General features: G+C 63.6%; 15 protein-coding genes. 8 read left to right on the forward strand and 7 right to left on the reverse strand.

Features of this window, described 5'->3' with window-relative positions; translation table 11 throughout:
- Positions 1-139: 139 nt before the first annotated feature.
- Positions 140-1,663, reverse strand: coding sequence for a hypothetical protein (locus CFB89_RS09595; RefSeq protein ID WP_179233395.1), 1,524 nt, complete (start codon positions 1,661-1,663; stop codon positions 140-142).
- Positions 1,664-1,933: 270 nt separating this feature from the next.
- Between CFB89_RS09595 and CFB89_RS34120 the strand changes: the two genes are divergently transcribed.
- The 6 genes from CFB89_RS34120 (at position 1,934) to CFB89_RS35750 (ending at position 7,407) form a co-directional block, all read left to right on the forward strand.
- Positions 1,934-2,632: a transcriptional regulator domain-containing protein gene (locus tag CFB89_RS34120; protein WP_144030082.1), complete on the forward strand. Its 699-nt coding sequence runs from the start codon at positions 1,934-1,936 to the stop codon at positions 2,630-2,632.
- Positions 2,633-2,791: 159 nt separating this feature from the next.
- Positions 2,792-3,061: an AlpA family transcriptional regulator gene (locus tag CFB89_RS09605; protein ID WP_089467647.1), complete on the forward strand. Its 270-nt coding sequence runs from the start codon at positions 2,792-2,794 to the stop codon at positions 3,059-3,061.
- A 213-nt stretch (positions 3,062-3,274) separates the two neighbouring features.
- Positions 3,275-5,500 carry a phage/plasmid primase, P4 family gene (locus CFB89_RS09610; protein WP_179233396.1) on the forward strand — a complete coding sequence of 742 codons (2,226 nt, stop codon included), beginning with the start codon at positions 3,275-3,277 and terminating at the stop codon, positions 5,498-5,500.
- A gap of 213 nt (positions 5,501-5,713) precedes the next feature.
- A complete protein-coding gene (locus CFB89_RS09615) occupies positions 5,714-5,902 on the forward strand; it encodes a hypothetical protein (protein WP_089467649.1) in 189 nt (62 codons plus the stop codon).
- Positions 5,899-6,303 carry a hypothetical protein gene (locus CFB89_RS09620; protein WP_179233397.1) on the forward strand — a complete coding sequence of 135 codons (405 nt, stop codon included), beginning with the start codon at positions 5,899-5,901 and terminating at the stop codon, positions 6,301-6,303. Before CFB89_RS09615 ends, CFB89_RS09620 begins: the two co-directional genes overlap by 4 nt.
- 735 nt (positions 6,304-7,038) lie before the next feature.
- Entirely contained in the window at positions 7,039-7,407 is a 369-nt protein-coding gene (locus tag CFB89_RS35750) for an Arm DNA-binding domain-containing protein (protein WP_367620038.1), read from the forward strand.
- Here the strand turns inward: CFB89_RS35750 and CFB89_RS09635 are convergent.
- Positions 7,353-8,831 (reverse strand): sensor domain-containing diguanylate cyclase, encoded by a 1,479-nt coding sequence (locus tag CFB89_RS09635; protein ID WP_089467652.1) that lies wholly within the window; start codon positions 8,829-8,831, stop codon positions 7,353-7,355. The genes CFB89_RS35750 and CFB89_RS09635 overlap by 55 nt on opposite strands.
- A 1,049-nt stretch (positions 8,832-9,880) precedes the next feature.
- On the opposite strand from CFB89_RS09635, the gene CFB89_RS09640 reads away from it, so the two are divergent.
- Positions 9,881-12,022, forward strand: a complete 2,142-nt coding sequence (locus CFB89_RS09640; RefSeq protein ID WP_089467653.1) for a hypothetical protein — start codon at positions 9,881-9,883, stop codon at positions 12,020-12,022.
- 97 nt (positions 12,023-12,119) lie between these two features.
- On the opposite strand, the gene CFB89_RS09645 is transcribed toward CFB89_RS09640, so the two are convergent.
- From CFB89_RS09645 to CFB89_RS09665, 5 genes are all read right to left on the reverse strand, one after another.
- Complete coding sequence (locus tag CFB89_RS09645) at positions 12,120-13,520, reverse strand: sensor domain-containing diguanylate cyclase (RefSeq protein ID WP_089467654.1); 1,401 nt, start codon at positions 13,518-13,520, stop codon at positions 12,120-12,122.
- Between the two features lie 262 nt (positions 13,521-13,782).
- Positions 13,783-14,961: an acetyl-CoA C-acyltransferase gene (locus CFB89_RS09650; protein WP_089467655.1), complete on the reverse strand. Its 1,179-nt coding sequence runs from the start codon at positions 14,959-14,961 to the stop codon at positions 13,783-13,785.
- Between the two features lie 39 nt (positions 14,962-15,000).
- A complete protein-coding gene (gene pncA / locus CFB89_RS09655) occupies positions 15,001-15,633 on the reverse strand; it encodes a bifunctional nicotinamidase/pyrazinamidase (RefSeq protein ID WP_089467656.1) in 633 nt (210 codons plus the stop codon).
- A 46-nt stretch (positions 15,634-15,679) separates the two neighbouring features.
- A complete protein-coding gene (locus tag CFB89_RS09660; RefSeq protein WP_089467975.1) occupies positions 15,680-17,764 on the reverse strand; it encodes a 3-hydroxyacyl-CoA dehydrogenase NAD-binding domain-containing protein in 2,085 nt (694 codons plus the stop codon).
- Between the two features lie 244 nt (positions 17,765-18,008).
- Positions 18,009-19,652, reverse strand: coding sequence for a 3-(methylthio)propionyl-CoA ligase (locus CFB89_RS09665; RefSeq protein WP_089467657.1), 1,644 nt, complete (start codon positions 19,650-19,652; stop codon positions 18,009-18,011).
- Positions 19,653-19,829: 177 nt separating this feature from the next.
- Between CFB89_RS09665 and CFB89_RS09670 the strand changes: the two genes are divergently transcribed.
- Entirely contained in the window at positions 19,830-21,398 is a 1,569-nt protein-coding gene (locus CFB89_RS09670; RefSeq protein WP_089467658.1) for a YdiU family protein, read from the forward strand.
- The last annotated feature ends 14 nt before the right edge of the window (positions 21,399-21,412 follow it).

Raw genomic sequence — 21,412 nt, forward strand, 5'->3', positions numbered from 1 at the left:
GATCTGCAAGGTGTCGAACAGAAGAGTACATTGACTCAGCAATATTGAAGGCAACCTCAGAGGAATCTCGGACATTGGGCGTCGTCACTCTAACGACGATAGTCACAATTAGCCCGTCGGTCCGCTATATGTGCAGAGCTCAAGTGGATCCGTCGTGCGATCGCCCACCTTCGCGGATTGAGAAATCGACAAGCGCGCGTTCCAGGACAGCTTTTCCTGCAGTTCCTCCCAAGAGATTTTCCATCCGAGTCAGATCGAGCGTGCCGGCAACAGAATCCTCCACCATCTGCTCAGCCAACGCTTCGGCCATTGCGGCCAGCGCCTCCTGCCCCGCCACCGTCAGACCAGTAGACTCTTCTGGCGCGCGCTCAATGGGTCGTATCAACTCGCGAAGCCAGGTTGCCCGTACAACGTCGTTACCAGCGTCGATCGGTAACTTGCGGGCCAAATTTAGAAGCCGTTGATGCGCGTCCGAGCAAATCTCGCGCGCTTGCGTCATCGCCTCCGACGGTCCCGCTTTAGCGGCGCGAGACATCAGGCGCCTCGCCTTTCGAGCGTCCTTTTGCAATCGATATCCCTGAATTTCGGCAATCAATGAATCGACGGCTTCTTGCATGAGCAACTCGTTGCGACTGCGGGCAACGGCGCTCTGCCTTGCTACCGGCCGGTCGGGACGTGTCGCCGCGCTATCAAGGTCGCAAACTTTCATCGAGTTTTCGCGTTGAGCAGCAAGAGGATCGACATCAATTACTTTGGCCGAACTGAGCCGTCCCTTTTCGGTATATCCAAAATGGAACGAGAGGCTGAGTCTGGAGAAAAACATCGCCCGGCCATACAACAGTCCGTCGGATCCGTCATACCCTATGACAAAGCGGTGGGCGAAGGAAAATGCGGGATCGGGAAGTTTCGCGCTTTCATCGAAGTCCCACCAAATCGGATACCCTCCGTGGTGTGGGACTCGCTCGTTAACAGGCAATAAAAGCTGTCGCGCTGCAAAGAGTGGAAATCGCTTGAAGTCATCAAGAGCGCGGTCCATCCGATGCGTCGGATACTCGCGCGACAAGAACGAAAGGGCAATATAGGCCACAGCAGCAAGCATTGAATCGCCACCAAGCCCCCGCTGGTAAGTAATGTCGCCCGGATAAAACCGGACAGGCTCGCCAGCATGGACAACCCTAATTTCCTCACCGGGGTTGAGCATGCGTCGAACTTCTCGAATGGCTTCCTCTTCAGAACGGGCATGTATCAAAACATGCGTCTCGCCCTCTCGTTCTTGGCGCGAAACTATCCTAGGGCGGGCATAGGTGACCTCGGCAACGGAAATAGATACGTCGTGGTTTGTGCCATGTTCCTTCCCAGTAGCGGCCCTGAGCTTCTTCTTTCGATCCGAGCGAACCCCTAGCAAGGCCGAGAATGGCTCCATCTGGTGAGCCAGCTGGACAACCAAGTCCGCCAACTGCCCTTCATGAGCGTGGCAATACAGGGTCCTGTCAATAACAAGCCCACCAAGGCTCGAAGGCAATACATGTTCGCCTGCCCCCGCACGTCCGCCGCAAAAAAGACAACCTGTTTTTTCCATTGTCGATTCAAACTGCTTGGACCGATTTAACGAGTGGCATAGGATAACCTGGTGCTCCCTTGGGCCGAAGACGAAATCGCTCATTGTGGCGCGCGCTCTCGCCAGACTGCCCGACCTGAGTCCTTAGGTAAGAGGAATTGGCGCGAATCTGTCGGTGATCGGCCGGTCGCTGAACCACAAGGTAAGTACGAAAAAATTGGCAAGTCATTACCGAATAAGGCGGCACGCCCTCGACAAGGCTACCGCCCCGCCCGAACGAGCCATGGAGATGAGCCCCTCTTTCACGTACGGGCTACAGGCATGTGCACGTGGGGCGATAATCACGACTTCTCTCAACCTTACCTGCAGATAGCCATGCCTCGACAAAAGAACGATTCGCTTCCACCACCTCCACTCGACCCAGCCAGATATGAAGGTCACGAAACATGGACCAACAAACGGTGGGCTTGGGAATTTTTGCAACGCAATGATGACTTCCGAGCAGCGTGTGACGAGCTTGACGAAGAGACGACGCCGCAGAAGAAAAAAGCCATCGCCAGAAAATTTGGGTTGGCTGCATTCAAGCGTTATGACGAGCCGTTCGGGTCTAGCAATGGCGAATCTATTGAGCCGATGTTCATCTCAAAGGCGGTGTTGCCAATCCGACCTCGACGCCAACGCAACGGTCTCTGGACTCGCCCGGTAGCAATCCGACCCGATCAGTTCGCCGTTCGTTTCGATCTCCGTCTTGCTCTCGAAGACGATAGGATTCTCGATGCACAAGTCGAGACCGCGAGAAAAATCCTTGAGCAGCAGCTTGATCGCTGGCGTAGAGCCGAAAACATAACAGCAAAAAAAGGACGAAAACGGCCCATGCCTCGACTGCTCCAACAGCTAAAAATCCTCGACGCGCGAGCTTGCGCAGCCACCGTCGCCGGGCGAGCTGCTCTCGTATGGGGACCTGAAACGCCACCGAAAACATTTACGGATGCCTTGGATGACGCAATGAATGTTGCCACAAACGATTACCTGCTTCTCGCCGCAATGGGAGACGATATCCCGCCTCGCAAGTAGAAGACCGCCCGGGAACGGCCGCATCGTCGGCGCTAACTCGAATAGTTAGCACCGACCGACACTAACTCCGCCGACTAAGCACTGTCGACAAAGCCAAACCTGCCTTGAATAATCCTCAGCAATCCGCCACCGCGGCGGATCGTTCACAAGGAGAAATTCATGGCTTCCCCACTCGTACAACCCCTCGCTGCAGTAGCGGCAGAATTCCCGCCCGGCAACCGCGCCTACCGTCGCCTGCTGAAGCGCAAGCAGGTACTGGAACGCACCGGCCTCTCCAATACGGTCATGTACGAACTCATCGCACAGGACCGCTTCCCGAAACCCGTGAAGCCTACTGGCGGCCGCGCTTCCGCATGGGTCGAAGACGAAGTGGACGCGTTCATCGCGTCGTGCATCGATGCCCGTGACTCGAAGCAGGCCACCGCCTGAGCGACCTACCCTTCCCGTCGAAACTGTAAAAAGAGCTATCCCTCCGGTTGGAGTGGAAGGAGTGGAAGTGTTTTTCAATTTCCGATCTTAGAAAAAGCTACGCTTTCCTTCCGATCAATTCTGAAAAACCCTCCACCTCCTCCACCTTCCTAATCGTTCTGTTTTTTTGTCGAAGAGGGAATGGAAAATCAAATTTACATAGGATACCTACATATGTCTGTAGACAAGGAAAATCTGAAGCATCACAAACAGTTGCTGCACGGCTCCCGCTCGACCAGCTTCCAGGTCTATCCCGAGAAAGGGAATGCGGGGAGCGCTCGGTCTTTGTCGGGAACCTTGAAAGAATGCGGCCCGAGGATTGAAGCGGCGGTGCGCCAAGGCTTGGCGGTAGGCATCGCCCTGAACGAGTTTCGCGACGGTATCCGCCGGGCGGATCGCGTCACGCGCATCAATGCGTTCTTCGTCGATCTCGACGGCGGAACCTCTCTCGATACTATCGACCAGTTTCCGATCAAACCGCACCTCGTGACCGAAACGTCGCCCGACCATTTTCATGTGGTCTGGCTCGTCGACGGTTGCCTGATCGCAGCGTATCGTCACGTACAGGTGTTCCTCGCCAAAAAACTAGGCGGCGATCCGAACGTGACCGACGTAACGCGCTGCATGCGTCTCGCGGGCACGATCAACCGGAAAAACGGGCAGAACCATCTGGTCAAGATCGTTTCGGCTGCTCAGGGCGAAGCGCTGAAGCCGATCGCGTTTAGCGAGTTCAAGCGCGCATTCGGGATGAAACCGAAACGCAAGCGTGCTCCGCAGAAGCAGACGCATATTGTCGAAACGCATGACCTTGACGAGGTGCGCGGCGCTTTGGAGAAGATTCCCGCTGAGGATCGTCCCATCTGGCTCGCTGTCGGGATGGCGCTGCACTCGCTCATGCCGAACGATCAGGGGAAGGTGTTGTGGGACAACTGGTCCAAGAAGGCTACAGGTAAATTCGATCAAACCGAACAGGATCGGGCATGGCGCAACTTCAAGGCGCGAGGCGGCGTTACCAAGGGAACGTTGTTCTATTACGCGAAACGGTTCTCGCCTGGCATCACGCACGTTGATGTTCCGACCACCGAGGTCGAGTTCGCGAACCTGTTCGTTGCGACCTACAAGGGCCAAGTCGCATTCGACCACAGCACTTCTACCTGGTGGGTGTTCGACGACATCTGGAAGAAGGCGCAACATCTGGCGCTGCGCCATTGCAAAGCGATGGTCGAAGCTCAGATCGAAATGGTCCGCGGCGTTCGATCCGAAAAGCAAGGCAGCCTCCTGTCGGCCCTCCAACGGCAAGCGACCGCGTCTTCGCTTGCCGCGATCCTGCGCCACGCTGCCCTCGACGCCGACATAGAGACGTCCGGTTCGCGTTTCGATACCAACCCGGACCTGCTGGGAGTAGAGAACGGCGTGATCGAACTTGTCACCGGACAGCATCGCCTTGCTCGTCCCGACGATTTCATCACGCAACGCTGCGGTGCTGCCTATGACGCCGAAGCCGAGTGCCCCGAGTTCGTAAGGTTCATCGACAGCATTACCGAAGGTGACAAGGAATTCGCACGATACATCCAGCGCGCGTTCGGCTACAGCGCGTTCGGGCACACTCGCGAGCAAGTATTCTTCCTGATTATCGGTCCGGGCGGCAACGGCAAGGGAGTACTGCTGCGCGCCATCACGAAGGCTCTCGGTAACTACGGGAAGACGGTCGCTCCGAATCTGCTGCAACGCGCGTATGCCAGCAATCCGAACTCGCCGAGCCCGGCGGTCATGGCGTTGAAGGGTGCGCGCCTGTACGCTTGTACCGAGTTCGACGGGCAGAAGCGTTTTGATGAGGCGTTCGTCAAGCAACTTAGTGGCAGCGATGTGCTAACCGGCCGTAGCAATTTCGGGGAGCAGGAAACGTTCACGCCGGTCGGCAAGCTCTGGCTGTCTCTGAATGCTGATCCCGAAATCGCTTACGACAACACCGCCATGTGGCGCCGCATTCGCGTGATTCCATTAATGCGCCGTTTCAATGGCGAGGACTGCGATCCCGACCTCGACGCGAAACTCGCCAATGAACTGCCGGGTATCCTCAACTGGCTCATCGAAGGAGCGCGACAGTATCACACATACAAACTTGGGATTTGCAGCAAGGTGAAGCGTGCGACCGAGCAACTGCGGACGCGTTCGGATACGGTCCGTTCTTGGCTCACATCCTGCTGCACTGTCCGTGGCGATGCACCAATTCAAGGGGCTAATGATGTGTACCGCAGTTACGTAGCGCACACTCGCAACAATGGCCGCGCGGCCCTGCCGATCGCGAAATTTAACGCCAAGCTTGAGCAGCGCGGAATGCGCCATGTTCGTCGCGCCGCGTTCAATGGCTGGGAAGGGTTCGCCCTGAAGCGCGACTGAATGAGCCGGGGCGACAGACGGTCGCCCCGGCCTCTCCTGTAACCTCGTACCGTATCAACGGAAAACATCTCCGTAGCCTTACGCGGCTCCCGCCATCGTTTCGCCCGCAAGTGTCCAAATTCGGCTGGCGCAACGAACTCGTCAAATCGAGCACTATCAACGTCGTCTGCCCATGTCGGCATCATGTCCCGGCGCTCTACGAGAATTGAGCCTATGCTCACGCAGATCGACGACCTGCGCGTCAAGATTCGCTCACTGACCGCTGACATCTCGCACGCGGCCGACATCGAGCCGCTAGACCCGATGCCCGACGAGATCGGATCATTCGCCCGCCAAAGAGGTCAGCGAGTAGATCGGGAATATCTCCGATGCCAACTTCACGCGGATGTCGTAGCATCATGAGGACCATGACGCGTATAACGAGACCACCCGATGTTGAACGCGAACACACGTGGCATTTGAACTACGAGGAAACCATGCCTGACTGTCGCCTGCAAGAGGCAGAAGATCAGCACCAAGAATCGGTGCAAAACAAGAAGCTGTGGGAAACGGCAATCGAAACGGTTCGCGATCGCAACGGCGCTCGTATTGGTTCGCGCGCCCAGTTCTACGCGCAAGCCGAAGAACGTGAGGCGCTCCGTGCCGCTTACGCTGGTGATACCGGTGTTGAAGTCATGGACGACGACGGCAATGTCGTCGGCTACACGATCGAAGCCCTAAACGGGCCTTCAGAGCCGGCCGCCAACGAGCTGTCGCAAGTGAAAGCGGTCTATCGTGAGCTGCAGCAGACGATCGGATCGTAGGCAAAATCGCAGGAACGTCACATGCCCCCCCAAAAAAACGGCCCGCATTCAGCGGGCCGTTTTGCATAGAGGAGCGCAGGTTGCGCCAAGTGCGATCTGATGGACAACCTCGTGCACGGTGATGTCGAACCCTACGACCGAAAGATGTTCAACCAAAATACCGACCACTTGTCCCGTGAGCTTAGAAATGTCCATACCGTTCCCCATACTGAATGCGTTAAAAATCGTGTGAATAATTGCGAATTCATGCGAACTACAGATGAATACCAACGCCAGCAAAAGCTGGCACATCACACGCGCACCGAGGGAAGCCCACCGACCGCCCCGGGAGTCGAACCCGGGACCACGCGCCCAAAAATCTTATGGACAGACCCTATTATGAAGGGGGTTGCTGCCCCTGTCAATAATTTTCTGGAAGTGTCAAGTTTTTCGAGAAGCAAGCCGCCTTTCAAGATTTCCCCGAACCGTTTACCGCTGTCACGACATCATGACCCATCGGGCAAAAAAGGGGGTATCCATGGGGGTATCAACGTAGAGCTTAGAATTAAATATCGTTATATATCAAATAGATATCCGTCAATATCTCAATGCAACTTCCACATGACGATATGTCTGATCACTTCGTTCGCTCCTGTTCGTGTTGGTTCGGCGATTGGCCGGGAACCCTTGCCAGCGGGCACCTGACGCCCGTCCGCCGTTCGCGCTCGTTCGCTCGAGATCTCGCCCGGTCGAAAAATGCGGGTATTACGCGAAATCTTCACGGACGATACCCGCTTTTTCACCGTATCACTTACCGACATCGAGATCCGCCAAGCGAAGGCAGGCGACAAGCCTACCAAACTTACCGACGGCAATGGACGGTATCTGGCAGCGCATCCGTCAAGTTCGGCGCGCAGGCGATCCCGATACAGGACGGCTCCGAAGGAGAACGTATTCTCGATCGGCGAATACGCGACGGTCAGTCCGCAAGACGCTTGCGAATCCGCGCGCAAACAGCTTCGGTCACCGCCAACATGCATCCGACGAGCGGCGCAATGCAGCTCTCTCCGTCACTCCCCCCGCTGCAGCGCGGCAACCTTGTTCCGCCCGGTCGCCTTCGCGTAGTACAGCGCCTCGTCAGCGGCCTTGATCACCGCATCCGGCTGCCCTTCCTGATCCGGCATCCAGCACGCCAGGCCAATGCTCGCCGTCACACGTCCGTATTCGCTGCCCGCGTGCTCGAGGGCCAACGCATCGATCGACGCACGGATCCGCTCGGCAATCTGCGCCGCTCCGTTCTGCGGCGTGTCAGGAAGCAGCACGACGAACTCCTCTCCGCCATAACGAGCCGCCGTATCGGCCGGCCGGCGAATATTGTCGCCGATGCATCGCGCGACCGCCGCCAACGCATCGTCCCCGGCCTGATGACCGTACGTGTCGTTGTAAGCCTTGAACCGGTCCACGTCCACGAACAGCAGCGAGAAGACGGAATGCGCACGTCGCGCGCGACGCCACTCCTGGTCCAGTACCTCGCCAAAGCTGCGGCGATTGTTCAGGCCGGTGAGACCGTCCGTCCGGGCGAGCAGCACGAGTTCCGACTCGGCCCGCATACGGCGCCGTAGCTGCGAACCGAGCAGCAGGGACAGCGCGATGAACGCCGCCCCGAACGTCGCGACCAATCCGCCGATCTTGATCGCACGTTGCCGCCATGCGGCGTATATGTCCTGCTCGGCCTCTGCCACCATGATGATCAGCGGCAGTTTCGGCAAATGTTTGAAGTAGTACAGGCGGCGCACGCCGTCGATCGACGATGTTTCGGAGAAGGTGCCCTCTCTCGCGGTCTGGAACCGCCGGAACGTCGCGGCTTTGCTGATGTCGCGGCCGATAGTATGCACATCGTACGGCTGCCGCATCACCATCTTGCCGTCTTCGCCGATCAGCGAAATCGAGCCATGCTTGCCAAGCGAAAGCCCGACGAAGAGTTGATGGAAATAATCAAGATTGACCGCGATAACGACGATGCCGCCAAACGATCCATCGGGGTTCGAAATCCGCCGCGTGAGTGCGATACTGAGCTTTCCTCCACGCAAACGGGAGACGAACGGGTCACTGATATAGAGTCCGACGTTCGGATTGTCGCGGTGGACTGTGAAGTATCGGCGATCGGCGAAATTGCCCTTGCGCGGCTCGTCGTAGCCTGAATCCAGAACGATATTGCCGCCTGCATCCATCACGAGCATCGAACCGAGAAATTCCGCGGTCATCGCGTGATCGAACAGCACCGACCGGCGCAGAGCGGGCGCAGCGTCCATCACATCGCGGCGCTGCAACCCATGGATGACCGCTTGCAAAGACAGGTCGTACAACTCGATATTGCGTTCGATGTCGCGTTCCGCGATCAGTCCGAGGTTGCGTGACGTTTCCTTTGCCCGCTCCATCGCGTCGTCGCGGCTCTGCAAGAGTTGCAGCACGCATAGCGCCACGAGCGCGCATGCGATCACGGAAGCAATCGCCACGATGATGTAAGGGGCAGTCTTACGGGGATGCATGTGTCTCCTCGCCGCGAATGCGCGCCGCTCCCGTCGAGCGCGGATTGCTCATACTAAATCAGTTGGGCCAGTATTCGCGCCCAGCGCGAACGGAAAGGCTCAGCCGCGGGCGATTATAAATACCCGGCACGAAAAACTGCCCGCTCGTAGCGGGCTTCCGCCTCCTGACACACCCGTTCACGCGCCGCTCCAGCGCGCTTCGATCCCGCGCGATCGACTCGTGACGGTAGACCGTACGGGACGGTTGCAACAACGCGCAACCCCTGTCGCCGGCTTGCGCCGAAACGCTGCTTCGAGTCAGTGATCCGTTCATGGGGCCGGGAGCGCGTCAGCGTTTTTTGAAGGCACCTCCTGCAACATGACCGTGTCCGACGACAAATCGGCCACGAACGAGCCCCTCGAGCTTCACCCTCTCGTCCTCGTGCCGCTTCAGCCGGCGAAGCGTCGACGGCGGTGATGCGGCGTCGTGCGGGCATGCGCGGGAACGCGGATTGCTGAGCGGCGTTCCGGAACGGTTGCAGCGCACGTCGGCCGGTCACGACACCGACCGACACAATACGGCGATTCGTTTCCCGTCCGGCATCAATCGCCGGTGCGATAGAGTATTGCCGATCGTTTTTCAACCGATACATTAATCCGCCCTGTTGAATCGCATATTTTACCGACGTATCGAGTAATAATTGCAACCGGTTTTCGATTCAATATTGGAAAACAAAAACATTATTGACTTCGACTTTCCCATAAATTTAGAATCGCCTACGACGGCTTACGTATCGTTTTCCTCGCCGCTCCGGATTCGCCACTCACCTGTGCGAAGGTCCGTCGCATAGACCTTCTGCGACGCATCGACGCGCGCCCCTGTCGCTTTCAGCTTTCGGCATTTATCGGCCATCGGTTATTTGCCAACCCATTTTCCTTTCAAATAAACGCAACGCCCCATTCATTCCAGTCATTCTCGACAATGAATGCAAAGCAGCACCCAACGGACCCAAGATCCGCCGATTAGATATCCAGATAAAAAATCGCCAGTCATCAGGAGGGACATCAACATGCATCGCCTTGCGAAGTCGCTGTGTCTCGGGCTCGTCTGCGCCGGCCTGCTGTCGGCCTGCAACGACGACGACGTCCAGTCGACCACCCCGCCGTCGAACACCGCCGCGTTATCGTTCCGCATGGATACCGGCGGCCAGATCAACGCGTTCTACCGGCAGGACAAGGTCGCCGCGCACCTGCTGGTGCGCTCGTCGACGAAACCGCGCCTGCTGGTGGTCTTCCCCGCCGGCAACAGCGGCACCGGGCTGTGGTTCGACGACACCGCGCAGCCGGTGAACTGGAGCCTCGACACGCCGCCGTCCGCGCTGTCGGCGCCGGACCCACACGGCCGCCCGCTGTACGGCATCGGTGCCGACGTGTCGGTCGACACCGCTACGCTGACGATCCGCCAGGGCGTGCTCAGCAACGTGCGCTTCCTGCGCGACTTCAACGGCGGCGCGACGATTCCGCAGCAGATCCTCACCGCGCCGACGGTGCAGGGCAGCACCGCGCAATGGCAACGCGATCGGCTCGACGGCGCGCCCGGCTATGCGCTGCGCATCACGCTGCGCGACGGCGGCAGCATCGCGCCGGCAGCGGGCGGCAAGCTCGTGCTGAATGCGCCGGCGGGCTCGCATACGCTGAAGCTGCACATCGATGCGCTGACGGGCGAGACACCGCTGTCGCCGATCACGCACGCCGACCTGTTCGCCCCGTCCGTGAATCCCGACCCGGTCAGCCAGAACGTGCTCGAATTCCTGAGCTTCAACGACAAGCTGCTGGCCGGCTCGTGGCAGTACGACACGTATTTCGGCCGCGATACGCTGATCTCGGTCCGCATGCTGATGCCCGTACTCGAACCGGCCGCGATCGAGGCCGGGCTGTCGTCGGTGCTGAGCCGCCTGTCGGCCGACGGCAAGGTCGCGCACGAGGAAGGCATCGGCGAATTCGCACTGGTCGACAACCAGAAGAACGGGCGGCCGAACGATGCGACACCGACCTACGACTACAAGATGATCGACAGCGACTACCTGCTCGCGCCGATCGCGGCCGCGTGGCTGATCGACGATACGCGCGGCCAGGCGCGTGCGGCCGCGTATCTGGCGCAGCGCGGCAGCGACGGGCAGACCAACGGCAGCCGCCTCGTCGTCAATCTACTGCACGTCGCGACGACCGCGCAGCCGTTCGCGCAGCAGCCGTCGGTCGCCAACCTGATTCACCTGCGGCCCGGCGAAATCGTCGGCAACTGGCGCGACAGTACCGACGGCCTCGGCGGCGGCGTGTACCCGTACGACGTGAACGCGGTGCTCGTGCCGGCCGCGCTGCGCGCGGCGAACGCGTTCCTCGCCCGCGGGCTGCTCGATCCCTATCTCGATGCCGGGCAGCGCGCGACGCTCGCCAACACCGCGAACGAAGCGGCCACGTGGGAAACGCAGGCGCCGCCGCTGTTCCAGGTCAGCGTGCCGGCCGCGCAGGCGGCCACCGACGTGTCGGCCTATGCGCCGTCCGCCGGCGTGCCGGCCGGCGCCGCGCCCAACGCGCCGCTGGCCTTCTACGCGCTGTCACTCGACCAGCAGGGCAACCCGATCCCGGTGATGAATTCGGACGGCGGCTTCGCGCTGCTGTTCGGCACGCCGCCGGACGATCAGCTCCAGCGGATCGTCGCCGACGTCACGCGGCCGTTCCCGACCGGGCTCGTGACCGATGTCGGGATGCTGATCGCGAACCCCGCATATGCGAACCCGTCGCTGTGGCCGAAATTCACGAGTTCCGCGTATCACGGCACGGTGATCTGGTCGTGGCAGCAGGCGATGTGGGTGGCCGGGCTCGATCGGCAACTGGCGCGCCAGGATTTGTCGGCCGCGACACGCACGCTGCTCGCGCAGGCGCGGCAGACGATCTGGCAGGTGATCTCGAACGGACGCGACATGCGCACGTCGGAAATGTGGACGTGGTCCTACGTGAACGGCAAGTACCAGACCGACGCATTCGGCACGCGCAGCGCCGATGCGACCGAAGCCAACGCGGCGCAGCTCTGGAGTACGACGTATCTCGCGATCCGCGATCCGCAGCAGCGCGCGGGCAAGTACTGGTGGCAGGCGTCGCAGTCGATGCAGGACGGGCAACCGAAGCAGGCGACGGCGGTGGCGACGCGCTAGCGCATCGCCGCGCGCGTGCCGGCCGGGAGCGGCGCGGGCACCGGCCTGCAAAAGCCCCGGGGGCACGCCCGCCGCCGGGGCGTCGGCGAAAGGCGGATCATCGCGCCACCACGCGGTTGCGCCCTTCCCGCTTCGCCTGGTACAGCCGCTCGTCGACCGCCCGCAGCAGCGCATCGACCGTGCCGCCGTCGACGCCGTATTGCGCGACGCCGACGCTGACCGTCACCTGCACGCGCTTGAAGTCCAGCCCGAACGGCGCACTCGCGATCGACGAACGCACGCGCTCGGCCGTCATCCGCGCGCCTTCGAGCGGCATCTCGGGCAGGAGCGCCATGAATTCCTCGCCGCCGACCCGCGCGAGCGCGCCCGCCGGACGGATCGCCTCGAGGCACTGGCGCACGACGCCGCGCAGCACCTCGTCGCCGATCTGGTGCCCGTAGGCATCGTTGATGTTCTTGAAATTGTCGAGATCGAGCGCGAGCAGGCAGAACGGCGTGCCGTCGCGCTCGGCCCGCACGATTTCGCGCTCGACCTGCGCGATGAACTGACGGCGGTTCGACGCGCCCGTCATCGGGTCGGTCGCGGCCATGTACTCGAGTTTCTGGTTCGTGCGCCGCAGCTCCTGCAGCGCGCTTTCGGTGCGCGCCATCGATTCCGACAGCCGGCTCATTAGGTCTTCCTGGCTGTAGATCGCCGAGAACGAACGCGTCGTCTGCAGCGCCTGCACGACGCCGTAGCTCAGCAGGAAGAACCCGCCCGCGAAGATCGCGTGCGCGAGCCACCACATGTGATTCCACGGCTTGCCGAGGATGAACGCAAGCGACGACAGCGCGAACGCCATGATCGACATGCCGTAGATCACCATCAGCGGCGAGCGGATCCGCCGTGCGAGCAGCAGGCACACGTTCAGCAGCGAGAACACCAGCGCGCCGCCTTCCATCGACAGCCGCGTGCCGAGCGCCCCCGCGACCGGCGAATACGCGATGTACGCGACCGCCACGTTGACGATCAGGAAGAACACGATCCACGGCAGCCACGTCCGCACGCTCGTGCGCTTGTCGAGCCGGTCGGGCGGACGCGAATACGACAGCAGCCCCGTGAGCAGCAGCGCCGACATCACGAACCGCGACGCGGGCCCGTACAGCAGGAACAGCCAGATATTGTGGTGCGCCATCCCGGTGAACGCGCCGTGCAGCGCGTAGATCATCGCGAAGCCGAGAAAGCCGAGCGTCAGCCAGCGCAGCAGCGGCTCGCCGGACGACCGGTAACACACCCACGTCACGTAGGTGACGAACGCGCCTTCGATCGTCGCCGCCGCGATCGCGATTTCATGGAAGGCGTGGTTCTCGAACACGACGCTCCGGTCGCTGAAGAACCACAGATAGGCAATCAGATAGGCCGGCAGCAACGCGAATCCGACCAGCAGGCATTTCGCGTAGAGCCTGGCGGCCGCGCTGACGACGCGCGGCGGTTCCCCGGCTGCATAGGTCGTACCCATTCGGTCCCCGGTCGGTCTGCTGCGTTGGTTCGAATCTTCGCGGCCCGGATCGCGCGACGCATGATCCGGCCCATCGTGCCGAAAGGCAAATGTCAGAGCAAGTATAGGAGGGGGAATTCGTTTGACAAGTCAGGGGAAACGGCACTGCCGGGCGCATGCCCTTTGCTTCCTGATCGTCGCGAATGGCGCGTCCACCGCGCCGATTCGCCGCGGCGGCGCGCGGTCACGCCGAAGCGCAACCGCGGCGGCCGCCGTTCAAAGATCAGAGGATTTCGAACAGGCCGGCCGCGCCCTGCCCGCCGCCGATGCACATCGTGACGACCACGTACTTCACGCCGCGCCGCTTGCCCTCGATCAGCGCATGGCCGGTCAGGCGCGCGCCCGACACGCCGTACGGATGGCCGACCGCGATCGCGCCGCCGTTCACGTTCAGGCGGTCCTCAGGAATCCCGAGCGTGTCGCGGCAGTACAGCACCTGCACCGCGAATGCCTCGTTCAGCTCCCACAGGCCGATGTCGTCGACTGTCAGCCCGGCCTGCTTCAGCAGCTTGGGCACGGCGAACACCGGGCCGATGCCCATTTCGTCCGGTTCGCAGCCGGCCACCGCGAAGCCGCGGAACGCGCCCAGCGGCTGCAGCCCTTCGCGCTGCGCGGCCTCGGCGCTCATCACGACGCATGCCGACGCGCCGTCCGAGAACTGGCTCGCATTGCCCGCGGTGATCACGCCGCCCGGCACGGCCGAACGGATCTTCGACACGCCTTCGAGCGTCGTGTCGGGGCGGATGCCTTCGTCGGCCGAGACCGTCACTTCCTGCGTGAACAGGCGGCCCGTGGCCTTGTCGGCGATGCCCGCGAGCACGGTGATCGGCACGATCTCGTCGCGGAAACGCCCGGCTTCCTGCGCGGCCGCGGCACGCAATTGCGACTGCACGCCGTACGCGTCCTGCCGCTCCTTCGAGATCCCGTAGCGCTTCGCGACGTTCTCGGCGGTCTGCAGCATGTTCCAGTAGATCTCGGGCTTGTGCTGGACGAGCCAGCCTTCCTGGACCATGTGCCGATTCATCTCGTTCTGCACGCACGAGATCGACTCGACGCCGCCGGCCACATAGATCTCGCCTTCGCCCGCGATGATCCGCTGCGCGGCCAGCGCGATGGTCTGCAGCCCCGACGAGCAGAAACGGTTCACCGTCATGCCCGGCACGCTCACCGGCAACCCGGCGCGCAGCGCGATCTGCCGCGCGATGTTCGCGCCGGTCGCGCCTTCGGGGTTCGCGCAGCCCATGATCACGTCCTCGACGCGCGCCGGGTCGAGCTTCGCGCGTTCGAGCGCGGCCGCGACCACGTGGCCGCCGAGCGTCGCGCCGTGCGTCATGTTGAAGGCGCCGCGCCAGGATTTCGCGAGCGGCGTGCGTGCGGTCGATACGATTACGGCTTCGGTCATGCGAGTCTCCTTCGGTCCTGCTTCATGTTGGGGTCCGCGCTACGCCGCCGGGCGTGCGCCCGCGGACGTCGCATGCACGACGCCCGCTGCCTGCATCTGCTGCCACGCGTGCGCGAGCGACCCGTTCAGGTCGATCGCCCGGCACGCATCGTTGATCACCGCGGCTTCGAAGCCGGCCGCGCGCGCATCGAGCGCCGACCACGCGACGCAATAGTCGGTCGCGAGCCCGCAGCACCACACGCGCTTCGCGCCGAGTTCGCGCAGATAGCCCGCGAGCCCCGTGCGCGTCGTGCGGTCGGCTTCGACGAACGCGGAATAGCTGTCGACCTGCGCGTCGCCGCCCTTGCGGATCACGAGCCGCGCGTGCGGGATGTCGAGGTCGCGATGCAGCGCCGCGCCGTCGGTGTCCTGCACGCAGTGCACGGGCCACAGCACCTGCTCGCCATACGGCAGCGCCAGCGTCGAGAACGGCTCGCGGCCCGGGTGGTTCGCCGCGAACAACACGTGCTCGCGCGGGTGCCAGTCCTGCGTGAGCACGACCTGGTCGAAGCGTTGCGCGAGCGCGTTGATCACCGGCACGACCGCATCGCCGTCCGGCACCGCGAGCGCGCCGCCGGGCATGAAGTCGTATTGCACGTCGATCACGAGCAGGACGTCGTCGGTGCGTTTCATTGCGTCTCTCCAGACAGAGGATCGGTCGCGCCGCGACGCGGCCGCGTCAGCCGTTGAACCCGCGGCCGGCCTTCGCCAGTTCCGCGATCGACGGCGCGAGCTGCCATGCGTCGCCGTTCGGCGCGGCCGCATAGCGGCGAATCGCGCGCTCGACGTTGTAGAGGCCGACCATGTCCGCGTACAGCATCGGGCCACCGCGCCACAGCGGGAAGCCATAGCCGGTCAGGTACACCATGTCGATGTCGGACGCTTTCGACGCGATCTTCTCCTCGAGGATCTTCGCGCCTTCGTTGACGAGCGCGAACACCAGCCGCTCGACGATTTCGTCGTCGCCGATCTTGCGCCGCTCGACGCCGCGCTCCTTCGAATACGCGACGACCATCTCGTCGACGAGCGACGACGGCTTCGCCTTGCGGTCGCCCGGCACGTAGTCGTACCAGCCGGCGCCCGTCTTCTGGCCGAAGCGGCCCTGTTCGCACAGACGGTCGGCGATCTTCGAATAGTGCAGGTCGGGCTGCTCGACGTAGCGGCGCTTGCGGATCGCCCAGCCGATGTCGTTGCCGGCGAGGTCGCTCATCCGGAACGGCCCCATCGCGAAGCCGAACTTCTCGATCGCGCGATCGACCTGCGCGGGCAGCGCGCCTTCCTCCAGCATGAACAGCGCCTGGCGGATGTACTGCTCGATCATCCGGTTGCCGATGAAGCCGTCGCACACGCCCGACACGACCGCCGTCTTGCGGATCTTCTTCGCCACCGCCATCACGGTCGCGAGCACGTCCTTCGCGGTCTGCGCGCCGCGCACGACCTCGAGCAGCTTCATCACGTTCGCCGGGCTGAAGAAGTGCATGCCGACCACGTCCTGCGGACGCCTCGTGAACGCCGCGATCTTGTCGACGTCGAGCGTCGACGTGTTCGACGCGAGGATCGCGCCCGGCTTCGCGACTTCGTCGAGCTGGCGGAACACCTGCTCCTTCACGCCGAGTTCCTCGAACACCGCTTCGACGATCAGGTCGGCGTCCTTCAGGTCGTCGTAGGACAGCGTCGGCGTGATCAGCGCGATGCGCGCGTCGAGCTTCTCCTGCGTGAGCTTGCCCTTCTTCACCTGCGCGTCGTAGTTCTTGCGGATCGTCGCGAGGCCGCGCTCGAGCGCGTCCTGCTTCGTCTCGAGCAGCGTGACGGGCAGCCCCGCGTTGATGAAGTTCATCGCGATCCCGCCGCCCATCGTGCCCGCGCCGATCACGCCGACCCGGCGGATCTCGCGCAGCGGCGTGTCGGCCGGCACGTCGGGGATCTTGCTCGCCGCGCGCTCGCCGAAGAACGCATGGCGCAGCGCGCGGCTTTCCGGCGTCATCATCAGCGCGACGAAACCGTCGCGTTCCGCAACGCTGCCCTTGTCGAAGCCGTTCAGCACGCCGGCCTCGATCGCGTCGATGCACTTGTGCGGCGCGGGGAAATTCGGCGCGGCGGCCCGCGCGGAATTGCGCGCGAACTGGATGAAGCCCGCCGCGTTCTCGTGGACGATCTTGCGATCGCGCACGCGCGGATGCGGCCCCTTCTGCGCGCCGACCTTGCGTGCAAACGCGACGGCCGCGTCGAGCAGGTCGCCGTCGGCCATTTCGTCGAACAGCCCGCTCTTCGCGAGCTGCTCCGACGGCACCGGCGCGCCCGACACGATCATGTTCAGCGCGGTTTCGAGTCCGACCGCGCGCGGCAGGCGCTGCGTGCCGCCCGCGCCCGGCAGCAGCCCGAGCTTCACTTCGGGCAGCGCGACTTGCGCGCCGGGCGCGGCGACCCGGTAGTGCGCGCCGAGCGCGAGCTCCAGCCCGCCGCCCATCACGACGCTGTGCAGCGCCGCGACGACCGGCTTCGCGCTCGCCTCCACCGCGCGGATCACGGTGTGCAGCGTCGGCTCCTGCAGCGCTTTCGGCGTATTGAATTCGGTGATGTCGGCGCCGCCCGAGAACGCGCGGCCCGCGCCGGTCAGCACGATGGCCGTGACCGACGGATCCTGCGCGGCGCGATCGAGCGCGTCCATGACACCCTGGCGGGTCGACAGGCCGAGCCCGTTGACGGGCGGATTGTTGAGCGTGATGACGGCCACGCCGTCGCGAGTCGAGTAATCCACTGCCATCTGCCTGCCTCCATGCATCGCGCGCCGGATTGGCTGCGCTTCATTGTGCGCGGTCGAACGGCCGCATGTCCGAATGAACGCAGGCAGCATACAACGGAAAAGCACGATCGTTCAATTTGAATTTCGCTCCCGATCCGGGGACGGATCGGGCGACTGGCAGCGGGCGACTGGCAGCGGGCGACTGGCAGCGGGCGACCGGCGACGGGCGACCGGCTCGCGGGCCGGCGGTAGCCCGGGCACGGGCTTACGGCGCGCACACCGCCGTCGGCAACACGTAATCGCGGAACGTCTCGCGCAGCTTCAGCTTCTGCAGCTTGCCGGTCGCGGTGTGCGGCAGCGACTCGACGAACACGACGTCGTCGGGAATCCACCATTTGGCGACCTTGCCCTCGTAGAACGCGAGCAGCGCGTCGCGGCTCAGGTTCGCGCCTTCGCGCGGCACCACGACGAGCAGCGGCCGCTCGGTCCATTTCGGGTGCGCGCACGCGATGCACGCGGCTTCGGCCACCCCGGGGTGCGCGATCGCGACGTTCTCGATGTCGATCGAGCTGATCCACTCGCCGCCCGACTTGATCACGTCCTTGCTGCGATCGGTGATCTGCAGGAAGCCGTCGGGGTCGATCGTCGCGACGTCGCCGGTCGGGAACCAGCCGTCCGACAGCGGCGACGCCTCGCCGCGAAAGTAGTGATCGATCACCCACGGCCCACGCACCTGCAGTTCGCCGAACGCGACGCCGTCCCACGGCAGCTCGCGGCCGTCCTCGCCGATGATCCGCATGTCGACGCCGCAGATCACGCGCCCCTGCTTCTCGAGCAGCCGGCGCTGCGCGTCGAGCGGCCGCTGCGACTGCGCCCAGTTGAGCTTCGCGAGCGTGCCGAGCGGCGACAGTTCGGTCATCCCCCACGCATGGATCACGCGCACGCCGTATTCGTCCTCGAACGTGCGCAGCATCGCGGGCGGGCACGCGGAGCCGCCGATCACCGTGCGGTTCAGCGTCGAGAACCGCACGCCGGCCTCGCGCATGTAGTTCAGCAGGCCGAGCCACACGGTCGGCACGCCCGCGGAAAACGTCACGCGCTCGGCTTCCATCAGTTCGTACAGCGATTTCCCGTCGAGATCCTTGCCGGGCAGCACGAGCTTGCCGCCGGTGAGCGGCACCGCGTACGGCAGCCCCCACGCGTTGACGTGGAACATCGGCACGACGGGCAGCACGGCGTCCATCGCGGACAGGTTCATCGCGTCGGGCAACGCGGCGCCGTACGCATGCAGCACGGTCGAGCGATGCGAATACAGCACGCCCTTCGGGTTGCCGGTCGTGCCGGACGTGTAGCAGAGCCCCGACGCCTGCTGCTCGTCGAGGCGCGGCCAGTCGTAGCGGCCGTCCTCGGCTTCGACGAGCGTTTCGTAGCAGAGGAACGGCGTCGCGCCGGACGGCAGGTGCGCGGCGTCCGTCATCGCGATCCAGCCCTTCACGTGCGGGCATTGCGGCGCGATCGCATCGACGAGCGGCGCGAAATTGATGTCGAAGAAGACGTAGCGGTCTTCCGCGTGATTGACGATGTACGCGATCTGTTCGGGGAACAACCGCGGGTTGATCGTGTGGCACACGGCGCCCATCCCGCCGATCCCGTAATACGCTTCCAGATGCCGGTAGCCGTTCCACGCCAGCGTGCCGACGCGCTCGCCGGTTTCGACGCCGAGCCGCGCGAGCGCCTGCGCGAGTTGCTTCGCGCGGCGCTCGCAATCGCGGTACGTGTAGCGATGCAGGTCGCCTTCCACGCGCTTCGACACGATTTCCGTGTCGCCCGCGTGCCGCGCGGCATGCGCGATCAGCGACGACACCAGCAACGGCACATCCATCATCTGGCCCAGCAACGGCTTACCCATCGTCTTGTTCTCCGTGAGGATGCGAATCGGTGACCAGCCTGGCGGCCGTTTCCCTTCGGAAGCCGCCCGCGTGCGCGCCCGTCGGCGGCCCGGACGGGCGTGGCGCACGATGCGCGGGCCGCCATGCGGGCGGCGCGACGCCGCCTTACAATATCGGCTTACCCAGAGGCGCTCAACATGTCGTTTTCCCGAAGCGCAGCCGATGCGGCTGACACCCTTCCCGACCTCGCCGCGACGCTCGGCGCGCCCGCCGAACGCGCGTTCGTCACGCTCGGCGACGCGTTTCATACGCGGCTGCCGGCCGCGCCGCTGGCCGCGCCGTACGTCGTCGGCTTTTCCGACGAAGTCGCGCAACTGCTCGACCTGCCGCCCGCGATCGCCGCGCAGCCCGGCTTCGCCGAGCTGTTCGCCGGCAATCCCACGCGCGACTGGCCCGCGCACGCGATGCCGTACGCGTCGGTCTATTCCGGCCATCAGTTCGGCGTGTGGGCCGGCCAGCTCGGCGACGGCCGCGCGCTGACGGTCGGCGAATTGCCCGGCGCCGACGGCCGGCGCTACGAACTGCAGCTCAAGGGCGGCGGCCGCACGCCGTATTCGCGGATGGGCGACGGCCGCGCGGTGCTGCGCTCGTCGATTCGCGAATTCCTGTGCTCGGAAGCGATGCATCACCTCGGCATCCCGACCACGCGCGCGCTGACGGTGATCGGCTCCGACCAGCCGGTGGTGCGCGAGGAGATCGAGACGGCGGCCGTCGTCACGCGCGTGTCGGAAAGCTTCGTGCGCTTCGGCCACTTCGAGCACTTCTTCTCGAACGATCGCCCCGACCTGCTGCGCCAGCTGGCCGATCACGTGATCGACCGCTTCTATCCGGCGTGCCGCGACGCGGACGATCCGTACCTCGCGCTGCTCGAGGCCGCGACGCTGCGCACGGCCGACCTCGTCGCGCAATGGCAGGCCGTCGGCTTCTGCCACGGCGTGATGAACACCGACAACATGTCGATCCTCGGCGTGACGATCGACTACGGTCCGTTCGGCTTCGTCGACGCATTCGACGCGAACCACATCTGCAACCACTCCGACACGAGCGGCCGCTATGCGTACCGGATGCAGCCGCGCATCGCGCACTGGAACTGCTATTGCCTCGCGCAGGCGCTGCTGCCGCTGATCGGGCTGCGGCACGGCATCGCCGACGACGACGCGCGCGCCGAGCGCGCGGTGGAGGACGCACAGGCCGTGCTCGCGACCTTCCCCGAACGCTTCGGCCCCGCGCTCGAACGCGCGATGCGCGCGAAGCTCGGCCTCGCGCTCGAACGCGAGGGCGACGCCGACCTCGCGAACAAGCTGCTCGAGACGATGCATGCGAGCCACGCGGATTTCACGCTGACGTTCCGCCGGCTCGCGCAGATCTCGAAGCACGACGCGAGCCGCGACGCGCCCGTGCGCGACCTGTTCATCGACCGCGAAGCGTTCGACGCATGGGCGAACCTCTACCGCGCGCGGCTGTCCGAGGAAACGCGCGACGACGCGGCGCGCGCGGTTGCAATGAACCGTGCGAACCCCAAATACGTGCTTCGCAACCATCTGGCCGAAGTGGCGATCCGGCGCGCGAAGGAAAAGGATTTTTCGGAAGTCGAGCGGCTCGCACGGATCCTGCGCCGCCCGTTCGACGAACAACCGGAGCATGAAGCGTACGCGGCGTTGCCGCCCGACTGGGCCGGCACGCTCGAAGTGAGCTGCTCGTCCTGAGCCCGCAACCCGCG

It is taken from the genome of Burkholderia sp. AU16741 (assembly GCF_002223345.1).
Lineage (GTDB): Bacteria > Pseudomonadota > Gammaproteobacteria > Burkholderiales > Burkholderiaceae > Burkholderia > Burkholderia sola.

What these genes read in the sequence shown, in the direction of transcription:
- CFB89_RS09595 (WP_179233395.1), bottom strand. Translation starts at nt 1,663, where the DNA reads ATGAGCGATTTCGTCTTCGGCCCAAGGGAGCACCAGGTTATCCTATGC.
- CFB89_RS34120 (WP_144030082.1), top strand. Translation starts at nt 1,934, where the DNA reads ATGCCTCGACAAAAGAACGATTCGCTTCCACCACCTCCACTCGACCCA.
- CFB89_RS09605 (WP_089467647.1), top strand. Translation starts at nt 2,792, where the DNA reads ATGGCTTCCCCACTCGTACAACCCCTCGCTGCAGTAGCGGCAGAATTC.
- CFB89_RS09610 (WP_179233396.1), top strand. Translation starts at nt 3,275, where the DNA reads ATGTCTGTAGACAAGGAAAATCTGAAGCATCACAAACAGTTGCTGCAC.
- CFB89_RS09615 (WP_089467649.1), top strand. Translation starts at nt 5,714, where the DNA reads ATGCTCACGCAGATCGACGACCTGCGCGTCAAGATTCGCTCACTGACC.
- CFB89_RS09620 (WP_179233397.1), top strand. Translation starts at nt 5,899, where the DNA reads ATGAGGACCATGACGCGTATAACGAGACCACCCGATGTTGAACGCGAA.
- CFB89_RS35750 (WP_367620038.1), top strand. Translation starts at nt 7,039, where the DNA reads ATGCGGGTATTACGCGAAATCTTCACGGACGATACCCGCTTTTTCACC.
- CFB89_RS09635 (WP_089467652.1), bottom strand. Translation starts at nt 8,831, where the DNA reads ATGCATCCCCGTAAGACTGCCCCTTACATCATCGTGGCGATTGCTTCC.
- CFB89_RS09640 (WP_089467653.1), top strand. Translation starts at nt 9,881, where the DNA reads ATGCATCGCCTTGCGAAGTCGCTGTGTCTCGGGCTCGTCTGCGCCGGC.
- CFB89_RS09645 (WP_089467654.1), bottom strand. Translation starts at nt 13,520, where the DNA reads ATGGGTACGACCTATGCAGCCGGGGAACCGCCGCGCGTCGTCAGCGCG.
- CFB89_RS09650 (WP_089467655.1), bottom strand. Translation starts at nt 14,961, where the DNA reads ATGACCGAAGCCGTAATCGTATCGACCGCACGCACGCCGCTCGCGAAA.
- pncA (WP_089467656.1), bottom strand. Translation starts at nt 15,633, where the DNA reads ATGAAACGCACCGACGACGTCCTGCTCGTGATCGACGTGCAATACGAC.
- CFB89_RS09660 (WP_089467975.1), bottom strand. Translation starts at nt 17,764, where the DNA reads ATGGCAGTGGATTACTCGACTCGCGACGGCGTGGCCGTCATCACGCTC.
- CFB89_RS09665 (WP_089467657.1), bottom strand. Translation starts at nt 19,652, where the DNA reads ATGGGTAAGCCGTTGCTGGGCCAGATGATGGATGTGCCGTTGCTGGTG.
- CFB89_RS09670 (WP_089467658.1), top strand. Translation starts at nt 19,830, where the DNA reads ATGTCGTTTTCCCGAAGCGCAGCCGATGCGGCTGACACCCTTCCCGAC.